Annotated in this window: 24 protein-coding genes and 1 pseudogene; 15 read left to right on the top strand and 10 right to left on the bottom strand. The window is 72.6% G+C overall.

Going from position 1 to position 26,500, the window contains the following annotated elements:
* The coding region (locus BAW75_RS29730; RefSeq protein ID WP_104115731.1) for a geranylgeranyl reductase family protein at positions 1-1,073 on the top strand (1,073 nt) is incomplete at its 5' end.
* A 31-nt stretch (positions 1,074-1,104) separates the two neighbouring features.
* Entirely contained in the window at positions 1,105-1,875 is a 771-nt protein-coding gene (locus BAW75_RS29725) for an isoprenyl transferase (RefSeq protein WP_104115730.1), read from the top strand.
* 101 nt (positions 1,876-1,976) lie between these two features.
* On the opposite strand, the gene otsB is transcribed toward BAW75_RS29725, so the two are convergent.
* The 3 genes from otsB to BAW75_RS29710 all read right to left on the bottom strand — a co-directional run bounded on the left by otsB (position 1,977) and on the right by BAW75_RS29710 (position 3,828).
* On the bottom strand, positions 1,977-2,801 hold the full coding sequence (otsB, locus tag BAW75_RS29720; RefSeq protein WP_043326635.1) for a trehalose-phosphatase: 825 nt from the start codon (positions 2,799-2,801) through the stop codon (positions 1,977-1,979).
* A 69-nt stretch (positions 2,802-2,870) separates the two neighbouring features.
* On the bottom strand, positions 2,871-3,224 hold the full coding sequence (locus BAW75_RS29715; protein ID WP_013284062.1) for a hypothetical protein: 354 nt from the start codon (positions 3,222-3,224) through the stop codon (positions 2,871-2,873).
* A 163-nt stretch (positions 3,225-3,387) separates the two neighbouring features.
* Complete coding sequence (locus BAW75_RS29710; protein WP_030501268.1) at positions 3,388-3,828, bottom strand: helix-turn-helix domain-containing protein; 441 nt, start codon at positions 3,826-3,828, stop codon at positions 3,388-3,390.
* Between the two features lie 264 nt (positions 3,829-4,092).
* Between BAW75_RS29710 and BAW75_RS29705 the strand changes: the two genes are divergently transcribed.
* The 7 genes from BAW75_RS29705 to BAW75_RS29675 all read left to right on the top strand — a co-directional run bounded on the left by BAW75_RS29705 (position 4,093) and on the right by BAW75_RS29675 (position 10,987).
* Positions 4,093-4,434, top strand: a complete 342-nt coding sequence (locus tag BAW75_RS29705; protein ID WP_064447658.1) for a hypothetical protein — start codon at positions 4,093-4,095, stop codon at positions 4,432-4,434.
* On the top strand, positions 4,431-4,856 hold the full coding sequence (locus tag BAW75_RS29700; RefSeq protein ID WP_064447659.1) for a hypothetical protein: 426 nt from the start codon (positions 4,431-4,433) through the stop codon (positions 4,854-4,856). Before BAW75_RS29705 ends, BAW75_RS29700 begins: the two co-directional genes overlap by 4 nt.
* 318 nt (positions 4,857-5,174) lie before the next feature.
* The gene (locus BAW75_RS29695) at positions 5,175-6,584 is read left to right on the top strand and encodes a PhoH family protein (RefSeq protein WP_104115729.1); all 1,410 of its coding nucleotides are present in this window, start codon (positions 5,175-5,177) and stop codon (positions 6,582-6,584) included.
* Between the two features lie 233 nt (positions 6,585-6,817).
* Entirely contained in the window at positions 6,818-7,501 is a 684-nt protein-coding gene (locus BAW75_RS29690) for an aggregation-promoting factor C-terminal-like domain-containing protein (protein ID WP_104115728.1), read from the top strand.
* 103 nt (positions 7,502-7,604) lie between these two features.
* Entirely contained in the window at positions 7,605-8,264 is a 660-nt protein-coding gene (locus BAW75_RS29685; protein WP_064447660.1) for a rhomboid family intramembrane serine protease, read from the top strand.
* 106 nt (positions 8,265-8,370) lie between these two features.
* A complete protein-coding gene (locus BAW75_RS29680; protein WP_043326622.1) occupies positions 8,371-9,339 on the top strand; it encodes an NAD(P)/FAD-dependent oxidoreductase in 969 nt (322 codons plus the stop codon).
* 58 nt (positions 9,340-9,397) lie between these two features.
* Entirely contained in the window at positions 9,398-10,987 is a 1,590-nt protein-coding gene (locus BAW75_RS29675; protein WP_146074922.1) for a hypothetical protein, read from the top strand.
* A gap of 7 nt (positions 10,988-10,994) precedes the next feature.
* On the opposite strand, the pseudogene BAW75_RS29670 reads toward BAW75_RS29675, so the two are convergent.
* Positions 10,995-11,681, bottom strand: a pseudogene (locus BAW75_RS29670) (TetR/AcrR family transcriptional regulator).
* 140 nt (positions 11,682-11,821) lie between these two features.
* Between BAW75_RS29670 and BAW75_RS29665 the strand changes: the two are divergent.
* Positions 11,822-12,757, top strand: a complete 936-nt coding sequence (locus BAW75_RS29665) for an NAD-dependent epimerase/dehydratase family protein (protein WP_104115726.1) — start codon at positions 11,822-11,824, stop codon at positions 12,755-12,757.
* 25 nt (positions 12,758-12,782) lie between these two features.
* On the opposite strand, the gene glpX is transcribed toward BAW75_RS29665, so the two are convergent.
* Positions 12,783-13,814 (bottom strand): class II fructose-bisphosphatase, encoded by a 1,032-nt coding sequence (glpX, locus tag BAW75_RS29660; RefSeq protein ID WP_104115725.1) that lies wholly within the window; start codon positions 13,812-13,814, stop codon positions 12,783-12,785.
* 147 nt (positions 13,815-13,961) lie between these two features.
* On the opposite strand from glpX, the gene BAW75_RS29655 reads away from it, so the two are divergent.
* Positions 13,962-14,651 (top strand): DUF4245 domain-containing protein, encoded by a 690-nt coding sequence (locus BAW75_RS29655; RefSeq protein WP_043326612.1) that lies wholly within the window; start codon positions 13,962-13,964, stop codon positions 14,649-14,651.
* Between the two features lie 92 nt (positions 14,652-14,743).
* Positions 14,744-15,583, top strand: a complete 840-nt coding sequence (locus BAW75_RS29650; RefSeq protein ID WP_064447664.1) for a hypothetical protein — start codon at positions 14,744-14,746, stop codon at positions 15,581-15,583.
* 40 nt (positions 15,584-15,623) lie between these two features.
* On the opposite strand, the gene BAW75_RS29645 is transcribed toward BAW75_RS29650, so the two are convergent.
* Together BAW75_RS29645 and xseA are read right to left on the bottom strand one after the other, a co-directional pair.
* Positions 15,624-15,833 (bottom strand): exodeoxyribonuclease VII small subunit, encoded by a 210-nt coding sequence (locus BAW75_RS29645; RefSeq protein ID WP_064447665.1) that lies wholly within the window; start codon positions 15,831-15,833, stop codon positions 15,624-15,626.
* Between the two features lie 13 nt (positions 15,834-15,846).
* The gene (xseA, locus tag BAW75_RS29640) at positions 15,847-17,103 is read right to left on the bottom strand and encodes an exodeoxyribonuclease VII large subunit (protein ID WP_104115732.1); all 1,257 of its coding nucleotides are present in this window, start codon (positions 17,101-17,103) and stop codon (positions 15,847-15,849) included.
* 87 nt (positions 17,104-17,190) lie between these two features.
* Between xseA and BAW75_RS29635 the strand changes: the two genes are divergently transcribed.
* On the top strand, positions 17,191-18,183 hold the full coding sequence (locus tag BAW75_RS29635) for a 4-hydroxy-3-methylbut-2-enyl diphosphate reductase (RefSeq protein WP_043326605.1): 993 nt from the start codon (positions 17,191-17,193) through the stop codon (positions 18,181-18,183).
* Between the two features lie 37 nt (positions 18,184-18,220).
* Entirely contained in the window at positions 18,221-18,631 is a 411-nt protein-coding gene (locus BAW75_RS29630; RefSeq protein ID WP_043326603.1) for a hypothetical protein, read from the top strand.
* Between the two features lie 58 nt (positions 18,632-18,689).
* On the opposite strand, the gene BAW75_RS29625 is transcribed toward BAW75_RS29630, so the two are convergent.
* Together BAW75_RS29625 and BAW75_RS29620 are read right to left on the bottom strand one after the other, a co-directional pair.
* On the bottom strand, positions 18,690-21,983 hold the full coding sequence (locus BAW75_RS29625) for a S8 family serine peptidase (RefSeq protein ID WP_104115724.1): 3,294 nt from the start codon (positions 21,981-21,983) through the stop codon (positions 18,690-18,692).
* A gap of 148 nt (positions 21,984-22,131) precedes the next feature.
* Positions 22,132-23,310 carry a DNA recombination protein RmuC gene (locus BAW75_RS29620; RefSeq protein ID WP_069087409.1) on the bottom strand — a complete coding sequence of 393 codons (1,179 nt, stop codon included), beginning with the start codon at positions 23,308-23,310 and terminating at the stop codon, positions 22,132-22,134.
* Positions 23,311-23,364: 54 nt separating this feature from the next.
* On the opposite strand from BAW75_RS29620, the gene BAW75_RS29615 reads away from it, so the two are divergent.
* Positions 23,365-24,165: a hypothetical protein gene (locus tag BAW75_RS29615; RefSeq protein ID WP_104115723.1), complete on the top strand. Its 801-nt coding sequence runs from the start codon at positions 23,365-23,367 to the stop codon at positions 24,163-24,165.
* 125 nt (positions 24,166-24,290) lie between these two features.
* Here the strand turns inward: BAW75_RS29615 and BAW75_RS29610 are convergent.
* A partial coding sequence (locus BAW75_RS29610; RefSeq protein ID WP_104115722.1) for a phosphoenolpyruvate carboxylase occupies positions 24,291-26,500 on the bottom strand: 2,210 nt, incomplete at its 5' end.

The raw sequence follows: 26,500 nt of genomic DNA, 5'->3' as shown, positions 1-26,500 counted from the left end.
TGCTGGACCGGTCCGACTTCCCCCGCGACAAGGCGTGCGGGGACGGCATCGCCGCGCACGCGCTGGACGTCCTCGACGAGCTGGGCGTGACCGGGGCCGTCGACGGCTACCCGCCCCTGCCCGCGCTGCGCCTGGTCGCACCCGGTGGCGGCACCGTCGCCCGGACGCTGCCCCGGCCCGCGTACACGGTGCCCCGCCAGGTGTTCGACGCACGCCTGGTGGCGGCGGCGGTGGCGGCCGGCGCCGAGTTGCGGCGGCACACCGTACGCCGGGTGGAGATCGCTCCCGACCGGGTGGTGCTCGACGGTGAGCTGTCCGCGCGGGCGCTGGTCGGCGCGGACGGCGCCGGTTCGGTGGTCCGGCGCGCGCTCGGGCACCCGGTCAACCCGGACCGGCACCTGGCGCTCGCCATCCGGGGCTACGCGCCGGCCCCGCCGGGGCCGCCCGAACAGCTCATCGTCACCTCGGCGGCGCGCTGGCCCGCGTACGCCTGGGTCTTTCCGATCGGTGACGGTCGCGCGAACGTCGGGTACGGGGAGGTGCTGCGCGGCGAGCCGCTCAGCCGCGCGCACCTGCTGGACCGGATGGCCGCGCTGCTCCCCGGCGTCGACCCGGCCACGGTGACCGGCCTGCGCGCGCACCACCTGCCGCTGTCCACCCACCGGCCGGCGCCCGGGCGGGGCCGGGTGGTGCTGGCCGGGGACGCGCTGTCGCTGATCAACCCGTTCACCGGCGAGGGCATCTTCTACGCGCTGCGCTCGGGGGCGCTGGCCGGCGCGGCGGCGGCCGGCAGTCCGGCCGAGGCCGCCCGGGGGTACGCCGCCGCGCTGGGCGCCCGGCTCGGCACCCACCTGCGGCACAGCTCGGCGGCGGCCTGGCTGGCGCGTCGGCGCTGGGTGGTCGACGCGGTGGTCGGCGCGGCCGGGCGCGACGAGCGGGTCTACCGCACCGTGGTGGAGCTGGGGCTCGGCGACGGGCGGCTGGACGCCCGCACGCTCGCGGCAATCGCCGCTGACGTGCCGCGACCGCGCCGGACCGGCTCGCCGTCGGCTGATACGCCACCGAGACACTGATCTTTCTCACGGGTCGCTACCCTGCAAGGTGATGACTCTGCGGAAACTCCTCTACTCCGTGTACGAGCGCCGGCTGACGGCGAAGCTCGCGGGCAAGCCCGTACCCGCGCATGTCGGCGTGATGTGCGACGGCAACCGCAGATGGGCCCGGGAGATGGGCTTCGTCGACCCGAACGACGGCCACCGGATGGGCGCCGAGCGGATCAAGGAGCTGCTCCGCTGGTGCGACGCGGCCGGTGTCGGGCACGTCACGCTGTGGCTGCTCTCCACCGACAACCTCTCCCGCCCGGCCGCCGAGCTGGACCCACTGCTCCAGATCATCGAGGACCTCACCACCGAGCTGGCCGAGGAGGGCAACCCCTGGCGGCTGCGGATGGTCGGCGCGCTCGACGTGTTGCCGGCGCAGCACGCCGCCGCGCTCAAGGCCGCCGAGGAACGCACCCGGGACCGCGACGGCGGGGCTCAGGTCAACATCGCGGTCGGGTACGGCGGGCGGCGCGAGATCGCCGACGCGGTCCGCTCGCTGCTGGCGGAGCTCGCCGCGAACGGCGGCACGCTCGAGGAGCTGGCCACCTCGCTCGACGTCGACCACATCTCCGAGCACCTCTACACGAAGGGGCTGCCGGATCCGGATCTGATCATCCGGACCAGTGGCGAGCAGCGACTCTCCGGTTTCATGCTCTGGCAGAGCGCGCACTCGGAGTTCTACTTCTGCGAGCTGAACTGGCCCGACTTCCGCAAGGTCGACTTCCTGCGTGCCCTGCGCTCCTACGCCACCCGCCAGCGCCGATTCGGCACCTGACCGCCGCCTCCCCGTCGATCTTGCACTTCCGGCCCCGCGTGCGCGGCTTTCGTCCCCGTTTGTCGGGGCGGCAAGTGCAAGATCGACGCGGAAAAGCGGGGTCAGGTCAGGTGGCGCAGGGCGTCGGTGAGGAACTCGGCCAGGGCGGCGGGGGAGTCCAGGGTCAGGTCGGCGGCGTCGGCCACCTCGTGCCCGGTCTCCGGGTTGGCCACGGCGACGCAGACCCCGAGGAAGCCGGGGTCGGCGGCGGCGCGGGCGCGCAGCGCGGCGAACGCCTTGATGTCGGAGACGTCGTCACCGAAGTACCAGGCGCCGCCGGCGTCCCGGACCGTCTCGCCGATCACCATGCCCTTGTCCCGGTCGACGGGGGGCTTGAGTTCCAGCACCATCCGGCCCGGCTGGGCGCGCAGGCCAAGCCGCTCGGCCTGGGCGCGGCCCCACTCCTGCACCAGCTCACCGAGCTGCGGGGCGGTACGCCAGTGCAGCGCGACGGAGAGCCGCTTGTACTCGACCAGCGCGCCCGGCGGCAGCTCGGCGCGGGCCTGTTCGGCCAGCTCGGACATGGTGGGCACCCACGGCAGAGCGGCCGGCTCGGTGACCGTCTCACCGCCGGAGTGGCTGTGCTCCAGGCCGTACAGCCCGTACAGGTCGATTCCGGCGAGGCCGCCGAGGTGGTCGCGGAGGAAGTCCACCGGCCGGGCGGAGACGATGGCGATCCGCCGCACGTGCGGGGCGAGCGCCTCCAGCGCGGTGAGCACGTTGGGCGCGGGCCGGACGGCCGTGGGGTCGTCGTCGACCGGCGCCAACGTGCCGTCGAAGTCGAAGAAGAGAACGACGTCCCGTGCGCGATCGGCGGTCGCACGCCAGGCGTGCTCCGCGTTCAACGGGGTCTTCGGCTGCTGGTTGCCCAGATTCAACGGCGGCACGCGCGTCAGCGTACCCCGCGCCGGGCGGCGTATTCGTGGCCGAGATGTGACGTGGGAACGTCGTGGGGATCAGCGTTCGGCGGCTCCCCGTCCCCGGCGCCCGAACGGCACCACTGCCGCCTCCTGCCCGTGGCTGAGCAGGTAGCCCTCCACGAAGCCGGTGTTGCGGTCGCCGGTGTGCGCCTCGATCTCGTTCAGCCGCGCCACCAGGAACTCGGTGAGCGCGCTGACCCGGTCGTTGAGACGATCGTGCAGCTCGGCGACGACGGCGAGGATCACCGCGGTGCCGGCCGTGGTGAGCGCGAAGAGGTTGACGACCAGGGGAAGCTGCCCGCCGTCCAGTACGCCGACCACCACGTTGCCGGTCACGCACGATGTCAGCGACACCACCGCGACCACGACTGCCAACCATTTCAGGGTCATGGACAGACCCCTCCTTCTGTCCCGCAGGGCTGGGTTCGGCTGTGTCCCGTCCCCCCGCCGATGACGAGCCCCTAGCAGTACAAACGTGGACGCTAGCGGGTCCGATCCGTCCCCGAGGCGAAACGATCGGGTCTGACCTTCCGTTCTTTCGCCATCTGAGGAACTACCCGGCCTGTTTCCCCCTATTTCGGACACCGCCCGGCAGTGTCGGGCGATATGCGAGGTAACGAATGGTTTCTCGAATGTGGAACTTCTCCGCGTCCGACACGGTCGGGTCGACCAGCCGGCGCAGCAGCGCCTCCACGTCCGGGTCCATCGGAGGTGGGGTGGGCGTGGCCCGTGGGCCGGCGGCGCGGTCCCAGCCGAGCGCGGTGAAGGCGGCGGCCGGATCGAGCCCGAGGCCCTCGCAGAAGGCGACCACCCGCTCGGCCTCCGGGTCGCTGGCCCAGTCGCCGCGGACCCAGCGGTTGATGGTCTGGCGGGAGACGCCTGTGCGCCGGGAGACCTCGGTGCCGCTCCAGGCCCGCAGCGCTCGCGCGTCGTCGAGCGCACGTCGGACGAAGGTGGCGAAGGCGATCTTCCGCGCGTTGGCCGTCTCGGTCACCCCGTGACGGTACGGCCAGTCGATCCCGTCGGGCGGTCTCGGCACGCTGCTGTCACGCTGACGTGACGGTGATCGAGGTTTTCCGGTAAACGATCCAGTGCTGCTCCTGAGGGGTGTCACCTGGGCAGAATAGATGGACACGAGTACGGCGGCAAAGGTCTGAAAAGCTGATACTGTCACGCTCATGAGACAACTTACGGTGTGTCACGTGCTTGAGACGACGAGTGCTCACATGCGTCACTCCGCGGGTGCCGAGGGGGTCTCGTGACCGAGCTCGCGACCCGTGCCCAGGCCTTCGGGCTGATCGCGGACGGCGTGTCCGCCGGGCTGAGCGCCCCCTGGCGTCTCTATCTCGCCCGCGGGTGCCGGTATCTCTCACTCAGCGTCGGCGACCGGGGGGAGTGGGACGCCTGGCGTACCCACCTCGGCTGCCCCGAACTGAGCGTGCGGGTCTACGACTCCGGCGGCGAGATCCGCCGGGCGTCGGTGGCCGAGGTGATCCTCGACGGCTGCCGGATCAGCGTCGAGCTGGTCGAGGAGGTCAGCACCGACGACCTGGAACGCCTGCTGGTGGTCGACCCACTCCCCGGGACGGACGAGCGATGACCCCTTTTCTCGCCGTGGTGCTCGTCCTGGTGCTCGGCTCCACCTGCTACGCGGCCGGTCGCCTGCACGGGCAGCTGAGCTACCGCATCGGCTACCGGTTCGGCTACCGGCAGGGCTACTTCGACGGTGACCGGGGCGCCTGGAACCGCCGCCGTCGAGATGCCCAGGCCGCGATCGCCTCGGCGCTGTCCGCCCCCGGCGCGACAGTGGTGACGTCGGCCGGGCGCTCGGCCGTGCCGTTCGCCGGCACCGCCGTACCGGCCGCTGTCGCCGTGCGGTCCGGCTCCGCCCCGGCCGTCCGGGTCACCGCCACCGCCCAGCTCGGCGCGGTGGGGCGGGCGGGCACCACGTACACCGGATCGTCGTTCGGCGCGGCCGGCGCCGGGCCGAGGGCCGGCACGCTGGCGCGGCGGCCGGGCTGAGGCCCGCACCGCGACGCGGTGCCGCCCGTGGGCGACCGGCCGGGATGCGCGCAGGGGGCATGCATCCCGGCCGGTTCCGGTCCGCCCGTCACCCGAACAGGTGTACGTCCGGCGACTGGCACGCGATGATCCACGCGCACCTCTAGCCCCGCGGCCCCGCGGCGATTAGCGTCTAGGCATGGCGCGGGGTTTTCCCGGGCCAGCCGGACAGCCCGGACCTGCGTCCTCGCACACGGGGCCCGCATCCGACCCCGTGTCCTCCGGGCACCGGAAGAGGCGGAACTCGGGTGGCCGGGTGCCCATCCGCGGAGCAGGCCTGTGACCACTCGCCGTACCCCCGCCGGAGCCGAGCAGCAGACCCCGGCCTCGACCGCCCAGACCCGCCGGACCACCCGCAGCCGCCGCAGCGCCGCTGCCGAGGCCGAGGAGCCCCGACCAGCCGGCCCGGCCTTCGTCCTGGACACCTCGGTCCTCCTCTCCGACCCGGCGGCGTTCCACCGCTTCGCCGAGCACGAGGTGGTGCTGCCGCTGGTGGTCATCTCCGAACTGGAGGGCAAGCGGCACCACCCCGAGCTGGGCTGGTTCGCCCGTCAGTCGCTGCGCATGCTCGACGAGCTGCGGGTACGGCACGGCCGGCTGGACCGGCCGGTGCCCGCCAACGAGCAGGGCGGCACGCTGCGGGTGGAGCTGAACCACACCGACGACGGGGTGCTGCCGCCCGGCTTCCGTAACGAGTCGAACGACGCGCGCATCCTGTCCGTGGCGCTGAACCTGGCCGCCGAGGGGCGTGAGGTCACGCTCGTCAGCAAGGACATGCCGCTGCGGGTGAAGGCGGCCTCGGTCGGCCTGCGCGCCGACGAGTACCGCCACGGCCAGGCCAGCGATCCGACCTGGACCGGCATGGCCGACCTGGACCTGTCCGAGGAGGAGATCGGCCGGCTGTACGCGGGCGAGACGCTCGACGTCGACGCCGCGGCGGGCCTGCCCTGCCACACCGGTCTGGTGCTGCACTCGGGGCGCGGCTCGGCGCTGGGCCGGGTGCTGCCGGACAAGACGGTCCGGCTGGTCCGGGGCGACCGGGAGGCGTTCGGCGTGCACGGCCGCTCGGCGGAGCAGCGGGTCGCGCTCGACCTGCTGCTGGACGAGTCGATCGGCATCGTCTCGCTCGGTGGCCGGGCCGGCACCGGCAAGTCCGCGCTGGCGCTCTGCGCCGGCCTGGAGGCGGTGATGGAGCGGCGCCGGCACAAGAAGGTGATCGTGTTCCGTCCGCTGTACGCGGTCGGCGGCCAGGAACTCGGCTACCTGCCCGGGTCGGAGTCGGAGAAGATGTCGCCGTGGGCGCAGGCCGTCTTCGACACGCTCGGCTCGGTGGTGCACGAGAACGTGCTGGAGGAGGTCACCTCGCGCGGGCTGCTGGAGGTGCTGCCGCTGACCCACATCCGCGGCCGGAGCCTGCACGACGCGTTCGTCATCGTCGACGAGGCGCAGTCGCTGGAGCGGGGCGTCCTGCTCACCGTGCTGTCCCGGATCGGTCAGGGGTCGCGGGTGGTGCTCACTCACGACGTGGCGCAGCGGGACAATCTGCGGGTCGGCCGGCACGACGGGGTGACGGCGGTGATCGAGGCGCTGAAGGGGCATCCCCTCTTCGCGCACGTCACGCTCAGCCGATCGGAGCGTTCTCCGATCGCCGCTATGGTCACCGATCTACTGGAGGACATCCCCGGCTGACCGCCGCTTTCGCCCCACTTTGTCCTGATTTTCAGGGTGACGCAGATCACTTTTAGGCCCGGTCATTTCCCACCGGCCTCACTGTGCGCAATGGTGTCCATCGAGCGTCACCGACCACTCGGGAGCCATGTACGCCCCGCAGTCACACCGGTACCGGAGCGCTCGCGGCACCTCGGCGCGGCTCGGTAGGCCACGCGCGTGCCGCGTCCCTGCCCCCGACGAAGGGAAACTTCGTGAGTCGGCTGTGGAGCCGGTTCGGCGCCCGCACCGCCGCTGTGGCACTGCTCTCCGTGGGCGTGGCCGGCGGCTTCTATCTGGGCGAGGATCGCCAGACCCAGCAGCAGGGCCTGACCGCGCAGGTCGGCCTGGAGGTCGACCAGGCGGAGTACGCGTACCAGCGCGAACGGCTGTCCGAACACCGCGTGGACTCGTCCCGGCAGCGTGCCGCCGAGTACCAGGCGAAGCTGCGTGCCGCCGCGGCGGCGAAGGAGGCCGCCGAGCGGGCCAAGAAGGCCGAGGCGGCCGCCGCCACCCGCAAGAAGGAACGGGAGGCGGCGGAGAGCGAGACGAAGATCAAGCCGTACGACGGCCCGATCCCGTCCTCGTGCGCGGAGTACAGCGGCAACCGGAAGATCGGTTGCGCCGTCATGCTCGACAAGGGCTTCGGCATCGACCAGTTCCCGTGTCTGGACAAGCTCTGGACCAAGGAGAGCGGCTGGAACCCGAAGGCGTCCAACAGCTCCTCCGGGGCCTACGGCATCCCGCAGGCCGTGCCGGGCAGCAAGATGGCCTCGGTCGCGGACGACTGGAAGACGAACCCGGCGACCCAGATCACGTGGGGTCTCGGCTACATCAAGGGCCGGTACGACACCCCGTGCGGCGCCTGGCAGAAGTCGCAGAGTTCAGGCTGGTACTGACGTCGTGACGACGGCGGGACACCCGGGCGGAACCGGGTGCCCCGCCGTCGTCGTACCCGGCCCCGACTGGCGGCCCGCCACTTTTACTGATAGCTCTTGGTAGGTGACCTGGCCTGACAGCCCACGCGGCGGCGACCCTCACCGGTTCGGCACCGATGCGTTCTACGCGGCGCTCGGCCGGGCCTTCGTCGCCATGTGCGCGGTCGTACCGGTGCTGTTCCTCATCGAGGCGCTCGACGTCGGCCTGCGACTCGGCCTCGACTACACCGCCGGCATCATCCCGCAGCGGATCCAGGGCCTGGACGGTGTCTTCTTCTCGCCGTTCCTGCACGCCGGCTGGAACCACCTCTACAGCAACAGCATCCCGCTGATCCTGCTGGGCACGTTCGTGCTCGCCGCGGGCACCCGCCGGTTCCTCTGGTCCACCGCCGTCATCATCCTGGTCAGCGGCCTGGGCGTCTGGTTCACCGGCTCACCCAACTCGGTGGTGGTCGGCGCCAGCGGCGTCATCTTCGGCTACCTCGGCATCCTGCTCACCCGGGGCGTCGTCGAGCGGAGCTGGTGGAACTTCGCCGTCGGCCTGCTCGTCGGGTTGCTCTACGGCTGGCAGCTGCTCGGCATCCTCCCCACCGACGAGCGCGTCTCCTGGCAGGGCCACCTGTTCGGGCTGCTCGGCGGCGTCGTGGCGGCGATCCTGTTCCGCCGCCGCAGGGACACCGGCGACGCCGACCACCTCGGCTCACCGAGGATGACGCTGCCCTGACGGCGCGTTGATCAGACCCCGGGACATGCTTGCCCGCGGCCACCCGCCCGCCTACCGTTTCGGCATCAGCGAGGGTTGATCCCGAAACGGAAAGCGACGGTGAGCCATGCGCGAGGTCGATGTCGCCGTGATCGGGGCCGGTCCCGCAGGGCTCTTCGCCGCCTACTACGCCGGATTCCGCGGGCTCTCCGTGTCGGTCATCGACGCGCTGCCCGAGCCGGGCGGTCAGATCACCGCCATGTACCCGGAGAAGCTGATCCTCGACGTCGCCGGCTTCCCCGCGATCAAGGGCCGCGAGCTGGTCGCGAACCTGGTCGCCCAGGCCGCGCCGTTCCACCCCGACTACCAGCTCGGCGTACGCGCGGAAAAGCTGTCCTACCTCGACGGCCGGCCGGTGCTCGGCCTGGCCGGCGGCGAGCAGCTGAGCTGCGGCGCGGTGCTGGTCACCGGCGGGCTCGGCAGCTTCACGCCCCGGCCGCTGCCGGTCGCGGAGAGCTTCACCGGCGGCGGGATCGTCTACTTCGTGCCGCAGCCAGCCGAGCTGACCGACCGGCACGTGCTCATCGTCGGTGGCGGCGACTCGGCGTTCGACTGGGCCGCCACGCTCGCGCCGCTGGCCCGGTCGGTGACGCTCGTGCACCGGCGGGACCGCTTCCGGGCGCACGCCGCCACCATCGAGCGGGTCCGCGCGCTGCCGGTGCGGATCGTCGTCAACGCCGAGGTGAGCCGCCTGTACGGCGAGGAGACGGTCACCGGCGCCGAGCTGACCGTACGCGGCGGCGAGGCGGAGACGCTGCCGGTCGACACGGTGGTGGCCGCGCTCGGCTTCACCGCCGACCTCGGCCCGCTCGCCGAGTGGGGGCTGAACATCGACCGGCGGCACATCGTGGTGGACAGCGCGATGGCCACCAACCTGCCCCGGGTGTTCGCCGCCGGCGACATCACCGAATATCCGGGCAAGGTCCGCCTGATCGCCACCGGCTTCGGCGAGGCGGCCACGGCTGTGAACAACGCGGCTGTCGTCATCGACCCGACCGCGCACCTGTTCCCCGGTCACTCCTCCGACGGCACCTGACGCCGCATCCTCACCGTTCCGTGGCCGGAGCGCGACTGTCCGCGCCCACGATGGACGGATGCGCCCCTCCGAGTCGACAGCACCCGACGGTGCCCGGATTTCGCTCGCCTGGCTGGGTCATCCGGGAACCGTGCTCTCGTTGATCGTGCTGGTGCTCAACGACCATGTGTTCAAGGCGGCCTTTCCGGGCCTGGTGACCGGCAAGCTGAGCGACGTCGCCGGGCTGGTGCTCGCGCCGCCGCTGGTGGCGGTGCTGGTGACGCTGGTCGTACCCCGGTTTCGGTCCCGGTCCGTGGCGGGTTTCGCGCTGGCCCTGGTCGGTCTCGGGTTCGCCGTGGTCAAGGTTGACGAGCAGGCCGCAGCGGCCGCCTCGCAGATGTGGAGCGTGGTGAGCGGCCCTTCGTTGATCAGGGCCGACCCGACCGACCTGCTCACCCTGCCGGCCCTGGCGGTGGCGGCCTGGACGTGGCGGCGGGCCCGGCGCGACGACGTGGGGCACCGGGCCGCCCGGCTGGTCCGGCTGGTCGTGCTGCTGCCGGCGGCCACCGCCGCGGTGGCGGCCACCAGCCCGGCCATGTACCACGACGCGATCGGTGCCACAGTCGTCGACGGACGGCTGGTCGCCGGCGTCGCCGATCAGGCGTATCCGGACGACGACACCGTTCCCTTGTACGACGCGATGAGCGACGACGCCGGAACGACATGGCGCGGTCCCACGCCTGCCGAGGAGGAGGCGCTGCGCGGACGTTCGAGAACCACGACCCGGCCCGACCGCCGGCAGTGCTCGACCGCCTCACCGCTGCGCTGCTACCGCCTTTTGCCGGGGCGGATCAGGGTGGAGGAGAGCGACGACGCGGGCCGGACCTGGCGGCTCTCCTGGGAGATCACCGAGCGGCAGCGCGAGCTGCTGAAGGCGCGACACCAGCAGGCCGGGCCCGGCGAGGCGCGGATCACCGGGCAGGACCTCGCCGTGCTCGACCTGCCCGGTGGCGGGCACGTGGTGCTGGTCGCGAACGGCCGGGACGGGTTCGCGTTGCGCGACGCCGACGGCGGGTGGCGGCGGATCGGGTTCCCGAACAACTCGTGGGCCGACGAGCCACCGCCGCTCGACCGGATCTCCCCTGGCGACCGGCACTACGACCCGCTGTGGGCGTTTCTGCTGGTCGTCAACCTGGCCGCCCTGGTCCTGGTGGTGTCCGCCGTGCGGGCCGCACGGCCGTTTCGTGACGGTGCGGCGCTGGCGGTCCTGCAGGGCACGATCCAGGTCCTCGCCGCGCTGGCGCTGCTGAGCCTCTGGAGAGCGGAATTCGTGCTTCTGCCGATTCCGATCGCAGGCTGGGTGACGCTCCAGGCGGGCAGCCTGGCGCTCGCCCTCTGGCCACGCCGTTCGTGGCGGTTGCCCGGCCGCTGGTTCGCCGAGGTGCTGACGGCCGCCGCGCTGACGGCGACGCTGGCCGGTTCTGTCATGGTGGGCTGGCTCTACGGCCGTCCGGCTTATGTCACGACGGCTTTGGCGCTGGCCGGGCTGGCCACGGTGCCAGGGCTGCTGCTCGGCTGGCGGGCGGCCCGGCTGATCGGGCCGTGGCGACCGCCGTACGAGCCGCCGTACCCGCCGGCGGTCCCGGTGGACCGCTCGCGGCCCGGCTGACCCGGCGTCAGGGCAGGCCGATGAGGTCTGCCATCAGGCCGATCTGGTGGTCGAAGTACTCGTCGCGGTGCGGCAGCGCCCGGTTGATCCGGCCGAACAGCTCGAAGCTGATCAGCCCGAACAGCTGGGTCCAGCCGGCCATGCCGCGGGCCAGCAGCGCGGGCGGTACGTCCATGCCGATCTGCTCGACCAGTTCGGTCACGTCGCCGCGCAGCGGCTCGGGCAGTTCCTGGTCGGGCGGGGCGAGCCGGCCGGTGGCCAGCCCGTCGCGCAGGATGCCGATCAGCGTCAGCGGTGGACGCTGGGCCGGCACGATGGTTTCGTCGGGGGCCGCGTACCCGGGCACCGGGCTGCCCTAGAGCAGCGCGTACTCGGCGGGGTGGGCCAGCGCCCAGGCGCGGGCGGCCCGGCAGGCGGCGAGCCAGCGTCCGCGCAGGTCGGCCTGGTCGGCGGCGGCGTCGGCCGCCTCCACCGCGTCGCCGAGCGCGTCGTACGCCTCCAGGATCAGCGCGGTGAGCAGGTCGTCGCGGCTGGGGAAGTAGCGGTAGATCGCCGAGGAGACCATGCCGAGGTCCCGGGCGACCGCGCGCAGCGAGAGGTTCGCGCCGTCGGTGTCCAGGTGGCGGCGGGCCACCGTCTTGATCTCTTCGATCATCCCGGCGCGGACCCGGGCGCGCAGTGAGGGAGCGACCATGCCCTCACTCTGCCACGGATGAGAGCAGCAATCAAAAGAGAGAGCACTGCTCTTGACAGTCGACCTGCGTTTGAGTCATGCTCTGTTTCGAGAGCGGTGCTCTCGCTTCGGACAACTGCTTCAGAAAAGGTGGATCTGTCATGGCCCTGCATGTGATCGTCGGCGCCGGCCCCGTCGGCACCGCCACCGCCGACCTGCTCGCCGAGCGCGGCGAGCAGGTGCGGGTGGTCACCCGGCGCGGCACCGGCCCGGAACACCCGGCTGTCGAGCGGGTGGCCGCCGACGCCGCCGACGCCGACGAGCTCGCCGAGCTGACCACGGGCGCGGCCGCGCTCTACAACTGCGCCAATCCGGCGTACCACAGGTGGGCGACGGACTGGCCGCCGCTGGCCGCCGCCCTGCTCACCGCTGCGGAGCGCAGCGACGCCGTGCTCGCCACGGTCGGCAACCTCTACGGGTACGGCCTGGTCGACGCCCCGATGACCGAGGCGACCCCGCTCGCCGCCACCGGCGTCAAGGGCCGGGTCCGCAACCGGATGTGGGCCGACGCGCTGGACGCACACCGCGCCGGCCGGGCCCGGGTCACCGAGGTACGCGGCTCCGACTACATCGGGCTCGGCGGCAGCTCCCTGCCCATGATGGTGCTGCCCAAGGTGCTCGCCGGGCAGCGGGTGTTCCTGCCTGTCGACTGGGACGCCCCGCACACCTGGACGTACGTGCCGGACGTCGCCCGTACCCTCGTCACGGCCGCGACCGACCCGCGCGCCTGGGGACGGGCCTGGCACGTGCCGAGCCCGCCGCCGGTGCCCATGCGGCGTCTGGCCGAGCGGGCGGCGCAGCGGGCGGGCGTCGCGGCGCCACGGCTGGCCCGGATGCCCTACCCGGTGCTCTGGCTGGGCGGCCTGGCCGACCCGTTCGCCCGCGAGATGCGGGAGACCGCGCACCAGTTCGCCGCGCCGTTCGTGATGGACTCCAGCGCCGCCACCAGCACGTTCGGGATCGAGGCGACGCCGCTGGACCGCGTCGTCGACGAGATGGTCTCCGGCCTGCGCGCCCCGGCCCCCGCCGCCCGTTAGGGGCGGGGGCGGGACGCCGCCGGGCTCACTCCTGCTCGGCCAGCGGGCGGCCGTCGAAGTCGACGGCCGAGTAGAGGGCGAGCTTCTCCAGGCGGTGGTACGAGTCGATCACCCGGATCGTGCCGCTCTTGGAGCGCATCACGATCGACTGGGTGTACGCGCCACCGGAGCGGTAACGCACGCCGCGCAGCAGGTCGCCGGAGGTGACGCCGGTGGCCACGAAGAAGCAGTTGTCGCCGGTGACCAGGTCGTCGGTGAACAGCACCCGGTCCAGGTCGTGCCCGGCGTCCAGCGCCTTGCGGCGTTCCTCGGAGTCCTTCGGCCAGAGCTTGGCCTGCATCATGCCGCCCATGCACTTCAGCGCGCACGCGGCGGTGATGCCCTCCGGGGTGCCGCCGATGCCCATCAGCACGTCCACGTCCGACTCGCCGCGGGCCGCCGCGATGGCCCCGGCGATGTCGCCGTCGGAGATGAACCGGATCCCGGCCCCGGTACGCCGGATCTGCTTGACCAGGTCGTCGTGGCGCGACCGGTCCAGCACGCACACGGTCACCTCGGCGGTGTCGGTGCCCTTGACCTTGGCGATCCGGCGGATGTTCTCGGCCACCCCGGCGTTGATGTCCACCACGTCGGCGTACATCGGGCCGACTGCGAGCTTCTCCATGTAGAAGACGGCGCTCGGGTCGAACATCGCGCCGCGCTCGGCCACCGCGAGCACGGCGAGCGCGTTCGGCATGCCCTTGCTCATCAGCGTGGTGCCGTCGATCGGGTCGACCGCCACGTCCACCTCGGGGCCGGTCCCGTCGCCGACCTCCTCGCCGTTGAACAGCATCGGCGCGTTGTCCTTCTCGCCCTCGCCGATCACCACGACGCCGCGCATCGGGATGGAGTTGATCAGCTTGCGCATGGCGTCGACCGCTGCGCCGTCGCCGCCCTCCTTGTCGCCCCGGCCGACCCAGCGTCCGGCGGCCATCGCCGCGGCCTCGGTCACCCGTACCAGATCGAGGGCGAGGTTGCGGTCGAGATCCTGGGGCGTCCGCGTCCTGGTGGTTGTCATGGCGGCCTCCTCGCGACGTTGCGGGGTGGGACCGGCGGTCGTCGCCGCCGGTTTTGTCGCTGATCCTCACACGATCTCAGGTTCGCGGTCCCGGCGGGGCGGAGGAGGCCAGGATCACGCCTCCCGGCGGGCTGCGACAATGGCCGGGTGGAAGCCGCACAGCCTGCCGACCGCGCACCGACCGACGCCACCCCGCCGGACGGCCAGCCACCGGTCCGACCGGGTGGCGGCCCGACCCCGCCCGAGGGCCAGCCCGCACTCGTCGCGGAGCAGGGCGAACCGGCCGCCGCGGGGGACACGCCCGCGCCGCCCGCCGGCAAGGAGAAGGCCCGCTCCGAGCGGTCGCCGAAGGACATGGCGCTGTCCCTGCTGATTCTGCTGGTCCCGATCGCGCTGCTGCTCGCCTTCTACCGCGGCTTCCTCGGCGGCGACTCGCCGGTCACCGTCGACCCGGCGCCCGCGCTGGAACAGGCCCGCTCCGCGAACGTCTTCCCGGTCAGCGCGCCGACCGGTCTGGGCGACGACTGGCGTACGGTGAACGCCCGCTTCCGGACCGAGGCCGACGGGTCGACGCTGCGGATCGGGTACGTGACCCCGGAGGGCCGCGGCGCGCAACTCGTGGAGAGCAACGTCCCGGCGGAGAAGCTCCTCCCGGCCGAGCTGAGTGAGGGCCGGCCGCAGGGGGCGGCCGACCTGCCCGACGGGCTGAGCTGGCAGCGCTACACCGCCCGCGGCAACGAGCAGGCGCTCGTCCTGCTGGAGCCGAACCGCACAGTGATCGTGGTCGGCGACGCCGGGGAGACGGAGCTGCGCAGGCTCGCCACGTCACTACGCTGACGTCCTCCCTCCGGGTGAGGCGGGATTGCGGATCCCCGCTTCCGGGAACAGAAGGGACATCGAGCCCGGACGACCCACCTGGAGAGGTTGACGTGAAGATACGACGCTTCAGCGCCACCGCGTTCGCCGCGGCGCTGCTCATTCCCGGCCTGGCGGCCTGCAACGGCGACGCGACGACCTCCGGCGCCTCCTCGACACCGAGCGCCTCCGGCAGCGTCGCACCGAGCGCCACGGCGTCCAGCAGCGCGGCCAAGCAGGCCCTGCTCGACTCCACGAACGCGATCCGTGAAGGGAACTTCAAGTTCACCATGACCGGCGCGGGCTCCACCGCCGAAGGGCAGGTGCACGAGCCGAGCCAGAGCGCCGACATGCGGATGACCATCGGCGACCCGTCGTCGGACCTGATGATGAAGCTGGACCTGATCCACGCCAAGCCGGACAGCTGGGTCAAGCTGGAGCTGGGCGGCACGGCGGCGACCCAGATCCCCGGCGTGAAGAACCTCAACACCGGCAAGTACCACCACCTCGACCAGAACCGGATCAAGGGCAACCGGGCGCTGGGCTTCGACTTCGAGAAGCTCGACCCGGCCGGCAGCGCCGTGCTCACCCAGGGCATCACCGAGGTACGGCAGACCGGCGAGGGCACGTACGAGGGCACCGTCGACGTGTCGAAGGCCGCCGAGGCGGGCTCGCTCGACCCGGCCGTGATCACCGCGCTCGGCGCGCAGGCCCAGTCGGTGCCGTTCACCGCCAAGGTCGACACCCAGGGCCGGCTCAGCGAGATGGTGCTCAAGATCCCGGCGGCCGGGCAGAACGCCGCGCAGGACCTGAAGATCACCTACACCGACTACGGCAACGCGGCGGCGGCCCAGAAGCCCCCGGCCGACCAGGTCGTCGAGGCTCCTGCCGAGCTGTACAACCTGTTCAACTGACGTCTGCGGTGGGGTTCGGCGATCGCGCCGGACCCCACCGTCAGTCCTCGGCGCGCTGCCGGGCGGCGTCGATACGGGCGCGCGCGCCGTCCAGCCAGCGCTGGCACACCCCGGCGAGTTGCTCGCCGCGCTCCCAGAGGGCCAGCGACTCCTCCAGCGAGGTGCCGCCGGCCTCCAGCTTCTCCACCACCGAGGCCAGCTCGGCGCGGGCCTGCTCGTAGCTGAGCTGCTCGTCCTTCGTCCCGGTCATCGTCTCTCTTTCCTCAGCCGTCGACGGTGGCGGTCAGCTCGCCCTCGGCGAGGCGTACCCGCAGTGGATCGCCCTTGGCGACCTCGGACGCCGCGCGGACGACGTGGCCGTCGGCGCGCTGCACGATCGCGTAGCCGCGCTCCAGCGTCGCGGCCGGGGACAGCGCGCGCAGCCGGGCCAGCGTGTGCCGCAGGTCGTCGGTGGCCCCCCGCAGCCGGTGCTCCAGGGACCGGCCGGCGCGGTCACGCAGCGCCGACACGTCCACCGCCCGCTGCTCGACCATCACCTGCGGCCGGGCCAGCACCGGACGGGAGCGCAGCAGGTCGATCCGGTGCTGCTCCCGGTCGACCAGGTGACGAACGGCCCGTTCCAGCCGGGACCGGGCCTGCCCGATCAACCGGACCTCCTCGGTCAGGTCCGGCACGATGCGCTTGGCCGCGTCGGTCGGGGTGGAGGCGCGCACGTCGGCCACGTAGTCCAGCAGCGGCGCGTCGGTCTCGTGCCCGATCGCGCTGACCACCGGCGTGCGGCAGGCGAAGACCGCCCGGCACAGCGTCTCGTCGGAGAAGGGCAGCAGATCCTCGATGCCGCCACCGCCCCGGGCGATGACGATCACGTCGACCGCCGGATCGGCGTCGAGCACCTTCAGCGCGCCGACGATGTCCGGCACCGCGCCCGGCCCCTGCACCGCCACGTTGATCGTGCGGAAGTCGACGGCGGGCCAGCGGCGGCGGGCATTCGTCAGCACGTCCCGCTCGGCCGCCGAGGCGCGGCCGGTGATCAGGCCGACCCGGCCCGGCAGGAACGGCAGCCGCCGCTTGCGGGACCGGTCGAACAGGCCCTCGGCGGCGAGCAGCTTCTTGAGCTTCTCCAGCCGGGCCAGCAGCTCACCGAGGCCGACCTGGCGGATCTCGTCGGCGCGCAGGCTGAGCGTGCCCCGCGCGGCGTAGAACTCGGGCTTGGCGTGCAGCACCACCCGGGCGCCCTCGCGCAACTCCGGCGCGCCCGCGTCCAGCACGTCGCGGTTCGTGGTGACGGTGAGACTCAGATCGGCCGAGGGGTCGCGCAGCGTGAGGAAGACGGTGCTCGCGCCGGGACGGCGGCTGATCTGCGCCACCTGGCCGTCGACCCACACCCAGCCGAGGCGGGCGATCCAGGCGCCGACCTTCTGGCTGACCACCCGGACCGGCCACGGCTCCTCGGGCGTGCTCCGTCCGTCCGGCTTGCTCTGCCCGTCCGGCCTGCTCTGCCCGTCCTCTCCCGCGCTCACCAGCACACCCTACGGCCCGGGACCGACAGCGCCCGCGCGCGCCTCGCGGCCGCTGCCGCGCGGGAGAGCGCCACGTACGATGGGCGGGTGACTGACGCTGAGACGACTCCCCGGACCGGCAAGCGCGTGCTCCTGGCCAATCCCCGCGGCTACTGCGCGGGCGTGGACCGGGCGGTGCAGACCGTCGAGGAGGCGCTGAAGCTCTACGGCGCGCCGATCTATGTGCGCAAGCAGATCGTGCACAACAAGCACGTGGTGCGCACGCTGGAGGCCCAGGGCGCGATCTTCGTGGAGGAGAACGAGGAGGTGCCGGAGGGCGCCACCGTCATCTTCTCCGCCCACGGCGTCGCCCCCGAGGTGTACGAGCAGGCCAAGGAGCGCTCGCTGCGGGCGATCGACGCCACCTGCCCGCTGGTCACGAAGGTGCACCACGAGGCCCGGCGGTTCGCCGCGCAGGACTACGACATCCTGCTCATCGGGCACGAGGGGCACGAGGAGGTCATCGGCACCGCCGGTGAGGCGCCCGCCCACATCCAGCTCGTCGACGGCCCGGACGGCGTCGACAAGGTCACCGTGCGCGACCCGGAGAAGGTGGTCTGGCTGTCCCAGACCACGCTGTCGGTGGACGAGACGCTGGAGACCGTGGCCCGGCTCAAGAAGCGCCTGCCGCTGCTCCAGTCGCCGCCCAGCGACGACATCTGCTACGCCACCTCCAACCGCCAGCACGTGGTCAAGGAGATCGCCCCCGAGTGCGACGTGGTGATCGTGGTCGGCTCGCGCAACTCCTCGAACTCGGTCCGGCTGGTCGAGGTGGCGCTGGACGCCGGCGCCCGCGCCGGGCACCTGGTCGACTTCGCGCACGAGATCGACGACGCCTGGCTGGCCGGGGCGAGCACTGTAGGTGTGACCTCCGGCGCGAGCGTCCCGGACGAGCTGGTCCAGCAGGTGCTCGCGCACCTGGCCGAGCGCGGCTTCGGCGACGTCGAGGAGATCACCACCGCAGACGAGCGGCTGACGTTCTCGCTGCCGCAGGAACTCAAGCGCGACATGAAGGCCGCCGCCGCCGCGGCGCGCGGCTGACGGGAACGCAACGGCCGTCCGCCGCGTCCAACCGACCATGAAGACTCCTCGTACGGTGCTCGTCGCACTGCTCGCCGGCCTCGCGCTGACCGCCTGCGCCGCACCCGGCGACGGGTCCGCCGATCCCAGCCCCAGCCCGAGTACGACGGGAGCCGCCCCGGTGACCAGCCAGCCCGATCCCGGCACCGGCCCGAGCCGGCCGGACCCCTCCTGGAAGGGCGGCCCGTCGACGCCGCCGGGCGTCGGCGGCACCGTCATCACCGGAACCGTGCAGGCCGGGGTCGAGCCGAACTGCCTGCTGCTCGACGGCCACCTGCTCGTCGGTGGCCCCCGCGACGTGCTCAAGGCCGGCGCCCGGGTCGAGGTCACCGGCCGTCCCGAACCGGGCATGATGACCACCTGCCAGCAGGGCACCCCGTTCGTGGTCGAGTCCGCCCGCCCCGCCTGACGACACGAAAGAGCCCCGCCCCCTGCGAGAGGGGACGGGGCTCCGTCGTGTCAGCGGATCAGTTGACCGCGAGAACCTCCACCGAACCGCGGCCGACGACCGCGCCCTCGGTGGTGGTCACGGCCATGTCGCCGTACAGCTCCCGGCCGGCGGCCGGGGTGGACAGGGCGGTCACCGAACCCGTGAGGGTGGCGGTGGCGCCGTTGGCCAGCGACAGCGGCGTGGACGACGCGGAGAGCGTGCCCAGCTCCGGAGAGGCGAACGAGTCCCGGTAGTCGTACGCGGTGCTCGGGTCGCTCATCGAGTAACCGTCGACCACGACGCGGTAGGTGCCCGGGGTCGGGTTGGTCAGCGTGACCGCCTCCTCCGAGTCACCGTCGGCCGACTGGCCCACCCGGGTGGTGCCCAGGAAGACCGTCAGGTCCAGGTCGGCGCTCAGGTCGGACGGGTTGCCGATCCGCGCGGTGAACGAGGTGGCGCCCGCCCGCACCTCCACCAGGTACTCCTGGCTCGCGCCCTGGGTGATGCTGGGCCGCTCGGACCGGACGCTCGCCAGCGGACCGCCGACGCCGGTCACCTGGACCGGGCCGAACGCGTTGGTCAGCTTCCAGCTCACCGGAGCCGGCGTCCCGGCGGTGACCGACGGGAGCTGCACCACGGCCGGCTCCACCTTCACGCCCTGCACGCGGGCCTGCAGCCGGAACGGGTTGTCCAGCGCCGGCGAGGTGCGGCGCGCCTCCACCTCGATCTCCCACACACCTGGGATCGGGTTCTGGTAGTCCCGCTCCTGCGGCTTGCAGACCGCGGCGTCGGAGAAGTTGGTGTAGCAGGCGGTGCTGGCGGTGCTCTCGACCGGCACGCCGTACGGGTTGATGGCGATGAAGCGGGTCTGCGAGCCGGTCGCGATGCCGGACAGGTTCACCTGCAGCGCGCCCGCGCCCGGCGGGACGGTCACGAAGTACGACCGGAAGTTGTTCCGCTCGACCGAGCCCTCGGCCGAGAAGGAGTACGCCGGAGCGGACACCGGGTTCGAGGCGACCACGACGGTGGCGACCTCGAAGTCGACCACGTTGGTGGCCGGGTCGTCGACGGTCATGATGGCGCCGTGCGCGCCGGCCGTCATCGGCTTGGCCTTCACCTTGACCGTGACGGTCTTGTTCAGCGGCAGCCAGACCACCTTGGGGGCGGAGTAGGTGCCGTCGTTGCCGAGGAACGCGACCTCGTGCTTGATGCCCTTGTTCGGGCCGCTGGTCCGGGTCAGCTTGACCTCGTAGTGGCGGCTCTCCTTGACCTTCTGGCCACCACGGTCGGCGGCGCAGCGGTTGTAGAGGCCGGTGCCGACGTTCGGGTTCGGCACGAACGTGCCGGAGGCCCGGTCGTAGCGGGTCAGGTTCGGCGACAGCTCGGTGCAGACCGGCGCCTCGGAGGTGTACGTGCGGGTCGGCACGCCCTTGGCGAGCAGGCTCCACGCGCCCGGCACGTTGAACATGCCGTAGCCCTGCGCGTACGTCGGGACGCCGGCGATCGGCTGGGCCGAGGTGTAGACGGCCCGGCGCAGCGCGGCCGGGGTGACGCCCTTGCCGGTCGCCTTGGCGGCCGACAGCAGCAGCGCGGCGGCGCCGGTGGCCTGCGGGGCGGCCATCGAGGTGCCGTTGAGCATCTGGTAGCCCGGGGGCAGCGGGTAGCCCGCCTCCGGCACCGGGTTGCCCGGCTGCCAGGTCGGCGCGGTGGAGATGGCCGAGCCGGGGGCGGCGATGTTCGGCTTGAAGCCGCCGTCCTCACGCGGGCCGCGCGACGAGAAGTTGAACAGCGCGTTGTCCTTGCGGACCACCGAGCCGTAGTTGGCCAGCCAGGTGTCCTTGCTGACGCTCGCCGCGACGCTCACCACGTCGGTGGCGACCGACGGGTCGCCGACGGTGTTCAGGCCCGGGCCGGAGTTGCCGGCCGAGATGAACAGCTGCACGCCGTACGTGTTGATCAGGTCGTTGTAGAGGACCGCGCGGGCGTTCGAGCCGTCGTTGAGCGCGGGCAGGCCGCCGATCGACATGTTCACCACGTCGACCTTGCGGTTGATCACCAGGTCGGCCATGCCGGTGGTGAGCGCCGCCGCGGTGCAGCCGCCACCCCACGAGCAGGCGCGGGCGGAGACCAGCTTGGCGCCCGGGGCGGCGCCGTCGAAGGCGCTGTTGCCCAGCATGTCGTTGGCGGCGGTGATGCCGGCGACGTGGGTGCCGTGGGTGCTCTCGATGATGCCGATGTTGACGTAGTCGACCAGGCCGGGGCCGCCGACCGGGGCGGTGTCCACGTTGCGCCGGTACTCGACGACGAACGGGATCTGCTCGCGTACCGCGGTGGCCGGGTTGTCGGTGCCGAAGTGGCCGACCTGGAACCGCTCCTTGTACGGCCGCATCACCTCGTCGTCGGTGAAGTCGTTGTTCTGGTTCGCGTCGACGCGGACGTCACCGTTGGCCGGGTTGTAGAGCACGCCCCAGAAGTCGGTGGTGTCGCCGTCGCGGTTGAGGTCGCCGCGCGCGTCGCTGTTCGCGGTGATGTTCTCGCGGAAGACGTTGAACCGGTAGTTGCCGGCCGGCGCGGTCCAGGTGCCCAGCGAGGTGGTGAACGACGGGCCGCTGACCTCGGTCAGCATCGGCCGCCAGGAGGCGTCCTCCAGCGGGTCGGTGGCGGTGACCCAGTCGACGATCTTGCGCTCGCCGGTGGTGGTCGTCTGCAGCGCCGGCTGGTCGAGGTCCACACCGGAGTCCATGATGCCGATGGTGACGCCGCGGCCGTCCCACTGCGGGTTCGCGGCCTTGAAGGCCTCCGCGCCGGTCTCGTTCGTCGGCATGTACGGGTTCACCGCACCGGTGTCACCGCCCGGCCCGGCCAGCGTCTGGGCCTGCGCGGCGGTCTTGGCGCCCTTCGGGGCCGCCTCCGGCGCCGGGTCGGGGAGCTTGATGGTCTCGTCGAGGTCGACGGCGGCGACACCGGGCAGCGTGGCGGCCTTGAGCGCCTTGTCGGTGGGGACCTTCGCCAGCACGTAGCCGATCTGGTCGTACCGCTGGCTGACGGTCGCGCCCAGGCCGGTCAGGCCGTCGACGACCTTCTTGGCCGATCCCTTCTTGGCCGCGATGATCATCGTGACGGTCGGCGCGTTCTTCGCCTCGGCCGCGTCGAGCAGCTTGGCGTCGTGTGCGCCCAGTGCCTTCGCGGCGGTCGGCTGCGAGGGTTGCGGGGCGGCGGGGGCGGCGCTCGCGGTGCCGGCGCCACCTCCGACGGTCAGGGCGCCGGCCGCGAGGACCGAGGCCAGGAGCGCGGCGGACGGTCGCCGGCTGCGCGTGCGGGGTTTACTCAACGTTCTCTTCCTCCAGAGAACAGGGCCCCCGAGGGGCAGGGCACGTGTGACGGTGATCCTGCGTGCCAGGACGGCAGGTGTCACTACTCGGCCCAGGTTTGTGATCAGTCCGTGATGGAAATCGGCCTACGTCAACACGTGCGACGTGTTAGGCGTCGACGTCGGTCGACCGCTCGGCCGATGTGGACGGCGGACCCAGCAACTCGGGCGCCTGCGGCTGCCTCGGCGCCAGCTCGACCTGCGCCGGGGCGGCCAGCTCGTCGTCGGAGACGCCCAGCTCGGCCAGCTTCCGCGCGCTCACCAGCACCCGGGCCTCCAGCGAACCCACCGCCCGGTTGTACGCCGTCACCGCCCCGCCCAGCGAGCTGCCCAGCTTGCCGACGTGGTCGCCCAGCGTGGACAGCCGCCCGTACAGCTCGCGGGCCAGCGAGTGGACGGTCGCCGCGTTGCGCGCCAGCGCCTCCTGCCGCCACGAGTAGGCCACCGTGCGCAGCAGCGCCACCAGCGTGGCCGGAGTGGCCAGCACCACGTTGCGGGCGAACGCGTGCTCCAGCAGCGTCGGGTCGCGTTGCAGGGCCACGTCGAGGAACGGGTCGGCCGGCACGAACAGCACCACGAACTCGGGCGTCTGGTCGAACGCCGACCAGTAGGACTTGGCGGCCAGGCCGTCCACGTGCGCGCGCAGGTGCCGGGCGTGCGCGTCCAGGTGGGTGTCACGCCCCCGCTCGTCGCGTGCCTCCATCGCGGTCAGGTACGCGTCGAACGGCGCCTTCGCGTCCACCACCACCGTCCGGCCGCCGTGCAGCCGGACCACCAGGTCGGGGCGTACCCCCTGGTGGTCGGTCGCGGCGGTGACCTGCTCGCTGAAGTCGCAGTGCTCCAGCATGCCGGCGGCCTCGACGATCCGGCGGAGCTGGTGCTCGCCCCAGCGGCCCCGCACCTGCGGCGCGCGCAACGCGGCCACCAGCTGCTTGGTCTCGGTGCGCAGCTCGCCGGAGACCGCGCTCATGGACCGCACCTGCTCGCGCAGCTCGGCGTACGCGTCGACCCGGTCCCGCTCCAGCTCGGCCACCCGCTGCTCGTAGCGGCGCAGCGTGTCGTGCAGTGGCGCGACCGCGCGGGCCACCGCCTCCTGCGACTGCGCCGTGGCCTCGTAGCTCAGCGCCCGCATGGACTGCTCCAGCCGGCCCTCGCCCGCCTTGGTCGCGGCGAGCGTCGCCTCCAGGCGGGCGATGTCGGCCGCCGCGCGCGCCCGCGCGGCCAGCCAGCCCACCGCGCCGCCCGCGGCGAGGCAGAGCACCACCACGGCCAGCGTCGCAAAGCTCATGGCCAAGAGCTTGCCAAACGGGTACGACGTGCGCCCGGTGGGTACGTTCGAGTCATGGAGTTCGCGTTGTGGCTGTTCCTGATCCTGCTGCTCGGAGGTGCGTTCATGTTCTGGCGGAGGGGGAGCAGATCGCGTCGCTCGAACGAACTGGCCGACGCCCGCGCCGAGGCGCAGCGGTGGTACGAGCGGCTCGGCGGCCAGCTGATGAACCTGCACGGCGACGCCCCGGCGGTCCGGCAGGCGCTCGCCGACGCGGGTGAGCGCTACAACGCGGCCGGTTCGCAGCTGGAGCAGGCGAGCACGCCGCGCCAGTTCGGGCTGGCCCGGGAGACCGCGCTGGAAGGGCTGGCGTACATCCGGGCGGCGCGTACCGCGATGGGCATCGACCCGGGCCCGGAGCTGCCGCCGCTCGCCGCCGCCCAGGGCGCGGGCGCGCTCACCAAGGAGCGGCAGGTCGACGTGCAGGGGCAGACGTTCCGGGCCGGACCGCAGCCGGGCAACGCGACGCCCTACTACTACCCGGGTGGCCGGTTCCAGGGGCGGCCGGTGCCGGCCGGCTGGTACTCCACGCCGTGGTGGAAGACCGCGCTCGGCGCCGGCGTCGGTGTGGTCGGCGGTCTGCTGATCGCCGACGAGCCGTTCTCGCCCGCGTTCGCCGACCCCGGGTACGGCTACGACGCCGGCTACCAGGAGGGCTTCGGCGACGGCCAGGACTTCGGCGACCAGGGCGGAGACATGGGCGGCGGTGGCGACTACGCCGGTGGCGACTTCGGCGGCGGGGACTACGGCGGTGGCGACTTCGGTGGCTTCGGCGGCGGAGATTTCGGCGGTGACTTCGGCGGCGGCGACTTCTAGCCGGCACCGCCGCGCCGGGCGCGGTGCGCCGCGCGTCGGGCGCTGCTCGCGACGCGCCGCGCGCAGGCGTTAAGAAGGGCCCCCTCTTATGCACGAGGCGTTAAGAGGGGGCCCTTCCTTACACCTCAGCCGGTGTTGCGCATGCCGGCGGCGATGCCGTTGACGGTGGTCAGCAGCGCCCGCTCCAGCGCCGTACCGTCGTTCGGGGCACGCCGCCCACCCGGCGCGGTCGCCACCGCCCGCCCGGCCGCACCTGATTCGCGGTACTGCCGCAGCAACGCCACCTGGAGGTGGTGCAGCGGCTCCAGGTAGGTGTCCCGCACGGCGAGCGTGCGCTGCAGCACGGGGGAGTTCTCCAGCAGCGCCGGTGAGCCGGTGACGGCCAGCACCTCCTGCTTGGTCAGCTCGTACTCCTGCTCGATCTTGTCGAAGATCGGGTGCAGCTTCTTCGGCACCAGCGTCTCCACGTACCGCCGGGCGATGGTCAGGTCGGTCTTGGTCAGCATCATCTCGACGTTCGACAGGAACGTGCGGAAGAAGTGCCAGTTCCGGTTCATCTCGGCGAGCACGTCGGCCAGCCCGGCAGCCCGCGCGGCGGCCAGCCCGGAGCCCACGCCGAACCAGCCCGGCACGATCTGCCGGGTCTGCGTCCAGCCGAACACCCACGGGATGGCCCGCAGGCCGGACAGGCCGGCGCCGGTGTTCGGGCGCTTCGCCGGCCGGGAGCCGATGTTCAGCGCGCCGAGCAGCTCGGTCGGCGTGGAGGCCCAGAAGTACGCGGGCAGGTCCGGGTCCTCGACCAGCGACCGGTACGACCGGAACGCCGACTCGGACACCACGTCCATGGCCGCGTCCCAGCGCTCCAGCATCTCGGCCGGCTGCCGGGGCGCGGTGTGCAGCAGCGTCGCCTGGAGGACCGCCGCCACTGTCAGCTCCAGGTTCTCCCGGGCCAGCGCCGGCAGCGTGTACTTGTCGGAGATGACCTCGCCCTGCTCGGTCACCTTGATCGCGCCGTCCAGCGTGCCGTACGGCTGGGCCAGGATCGCGTCGTGCGTGGGACCGCCGCCACGGCCGACGGTGCCGCCCCGGCCGTGGAACAACCGCAGGTGTACGCCGTGCCGCGCGGCCACGTCCCGCAGCGCGCGCTGCGCCCGGTGGATGGACCACTGGCTGGTGGTGATGCCCGCCTCCTTGTTGGAGTCCGAGTAGCCGAGCATCACCTCCTGCACGTCGCCCCGCGCCGCCACCAGCGCCCGGTACGCGGGCAGCGACAGCAGCTCGTCCAGCAGCTCGCCGCCGGCGTTCAGCTCGGCCGGGGTCTCCAGCAGCGGCACGATGCCGATGCGGGCCCGCCCGGAGTGCACGTCCACCAGGCCGGCCTCGCGGGCCAGCACCACGGCGGCGAGCACGTCGTCCACGCCGAGCGTCATCGAGATGATGTACGACTCGATCACCTCGGGGCCGAACCGGTCCTGCGCCTCGCGGATGGCCGCGAACACGTCGAACGTCTTGCGGGCCGACTCGGTGAGCGGGCTGTCCTGGGTGGAGAGCGGCCGGCGGCCGGTCAGCTCGTCGGCGAGCAGCTTGGTGCGCTCCAGCCGGGTCAGCGCCGGGTAGTCGGACACCTCGCCGACGGCCTCGTAGAGCTGGGCCAGCACCTCGTGGTGCTTCTCCGCGTGCTCCCGGATGTCCATGGTGGCCAGGTGCAGCCCGAACGCGGACACCGTACGGATGGTCGAGGCGAGCCGCCCGACGGCGGTGAGCTGGCCGGAGTTGCGGGCCAGCGACGCGCGCAGCAGCTCCAGGTCGGCGATCAGCTCGGCCGAGCCCCGGTAGTCGCGCCCCGGCACGTGCGGGGTGTCGGCGCGCAGCCGCTCCCGGGTGTTGGCGAGCTTCGCCTTCACGCACCGCGCCTTGAGCCGGTACGGCTCCTCCGCGTTGACCCGGCGGAACCGGGGCGCCACCTCGGGCAGCGCGTCCAGGTCCTTGGCGAGGCTGGCGGACAGGTCGAGCGACACCGCGCGCAGCCGTCGGGACACGCTGACCTCGGTGATCAGCTCGTCCATCGCCTTCTCGGTGGCGGCGATGCCGTGCTCGTGCTGGATGCGCAGCACCTCGCGGGTGACCACCGGCGTGACGAACGGGTTGCCGTCGCGGTCGCCGCCGATCCAGGTGCCGAAGCTCAGCGGGCGGGACGTCGGTGACGTCTCCACGCCGAGCGTGCGCAGCGTGTCGGCGAGGTCGTCGAGGACCTGCGGCGCGGCCTCGGCGTACAGGTCGCGCAGGTAGTAGATCGCGTTGCGCGCCTCGTCGGTCGGGTCCGGCCGGTCCAGCC

The organism is Micromonospora chalcea, assembly GCF_002926165.1.
Lineage (GTDB): Bacteria > Actinomycetota > Actinomycetes > Mycobacteriales > Micromonosporaceae > Micromonospora > Micromonospora chalcea.
The sequence above is the reverse complement of the archived record's forward strand: the minus strand, read 5'-3'. Positions and strand labels throughout refer to the sequence as shown.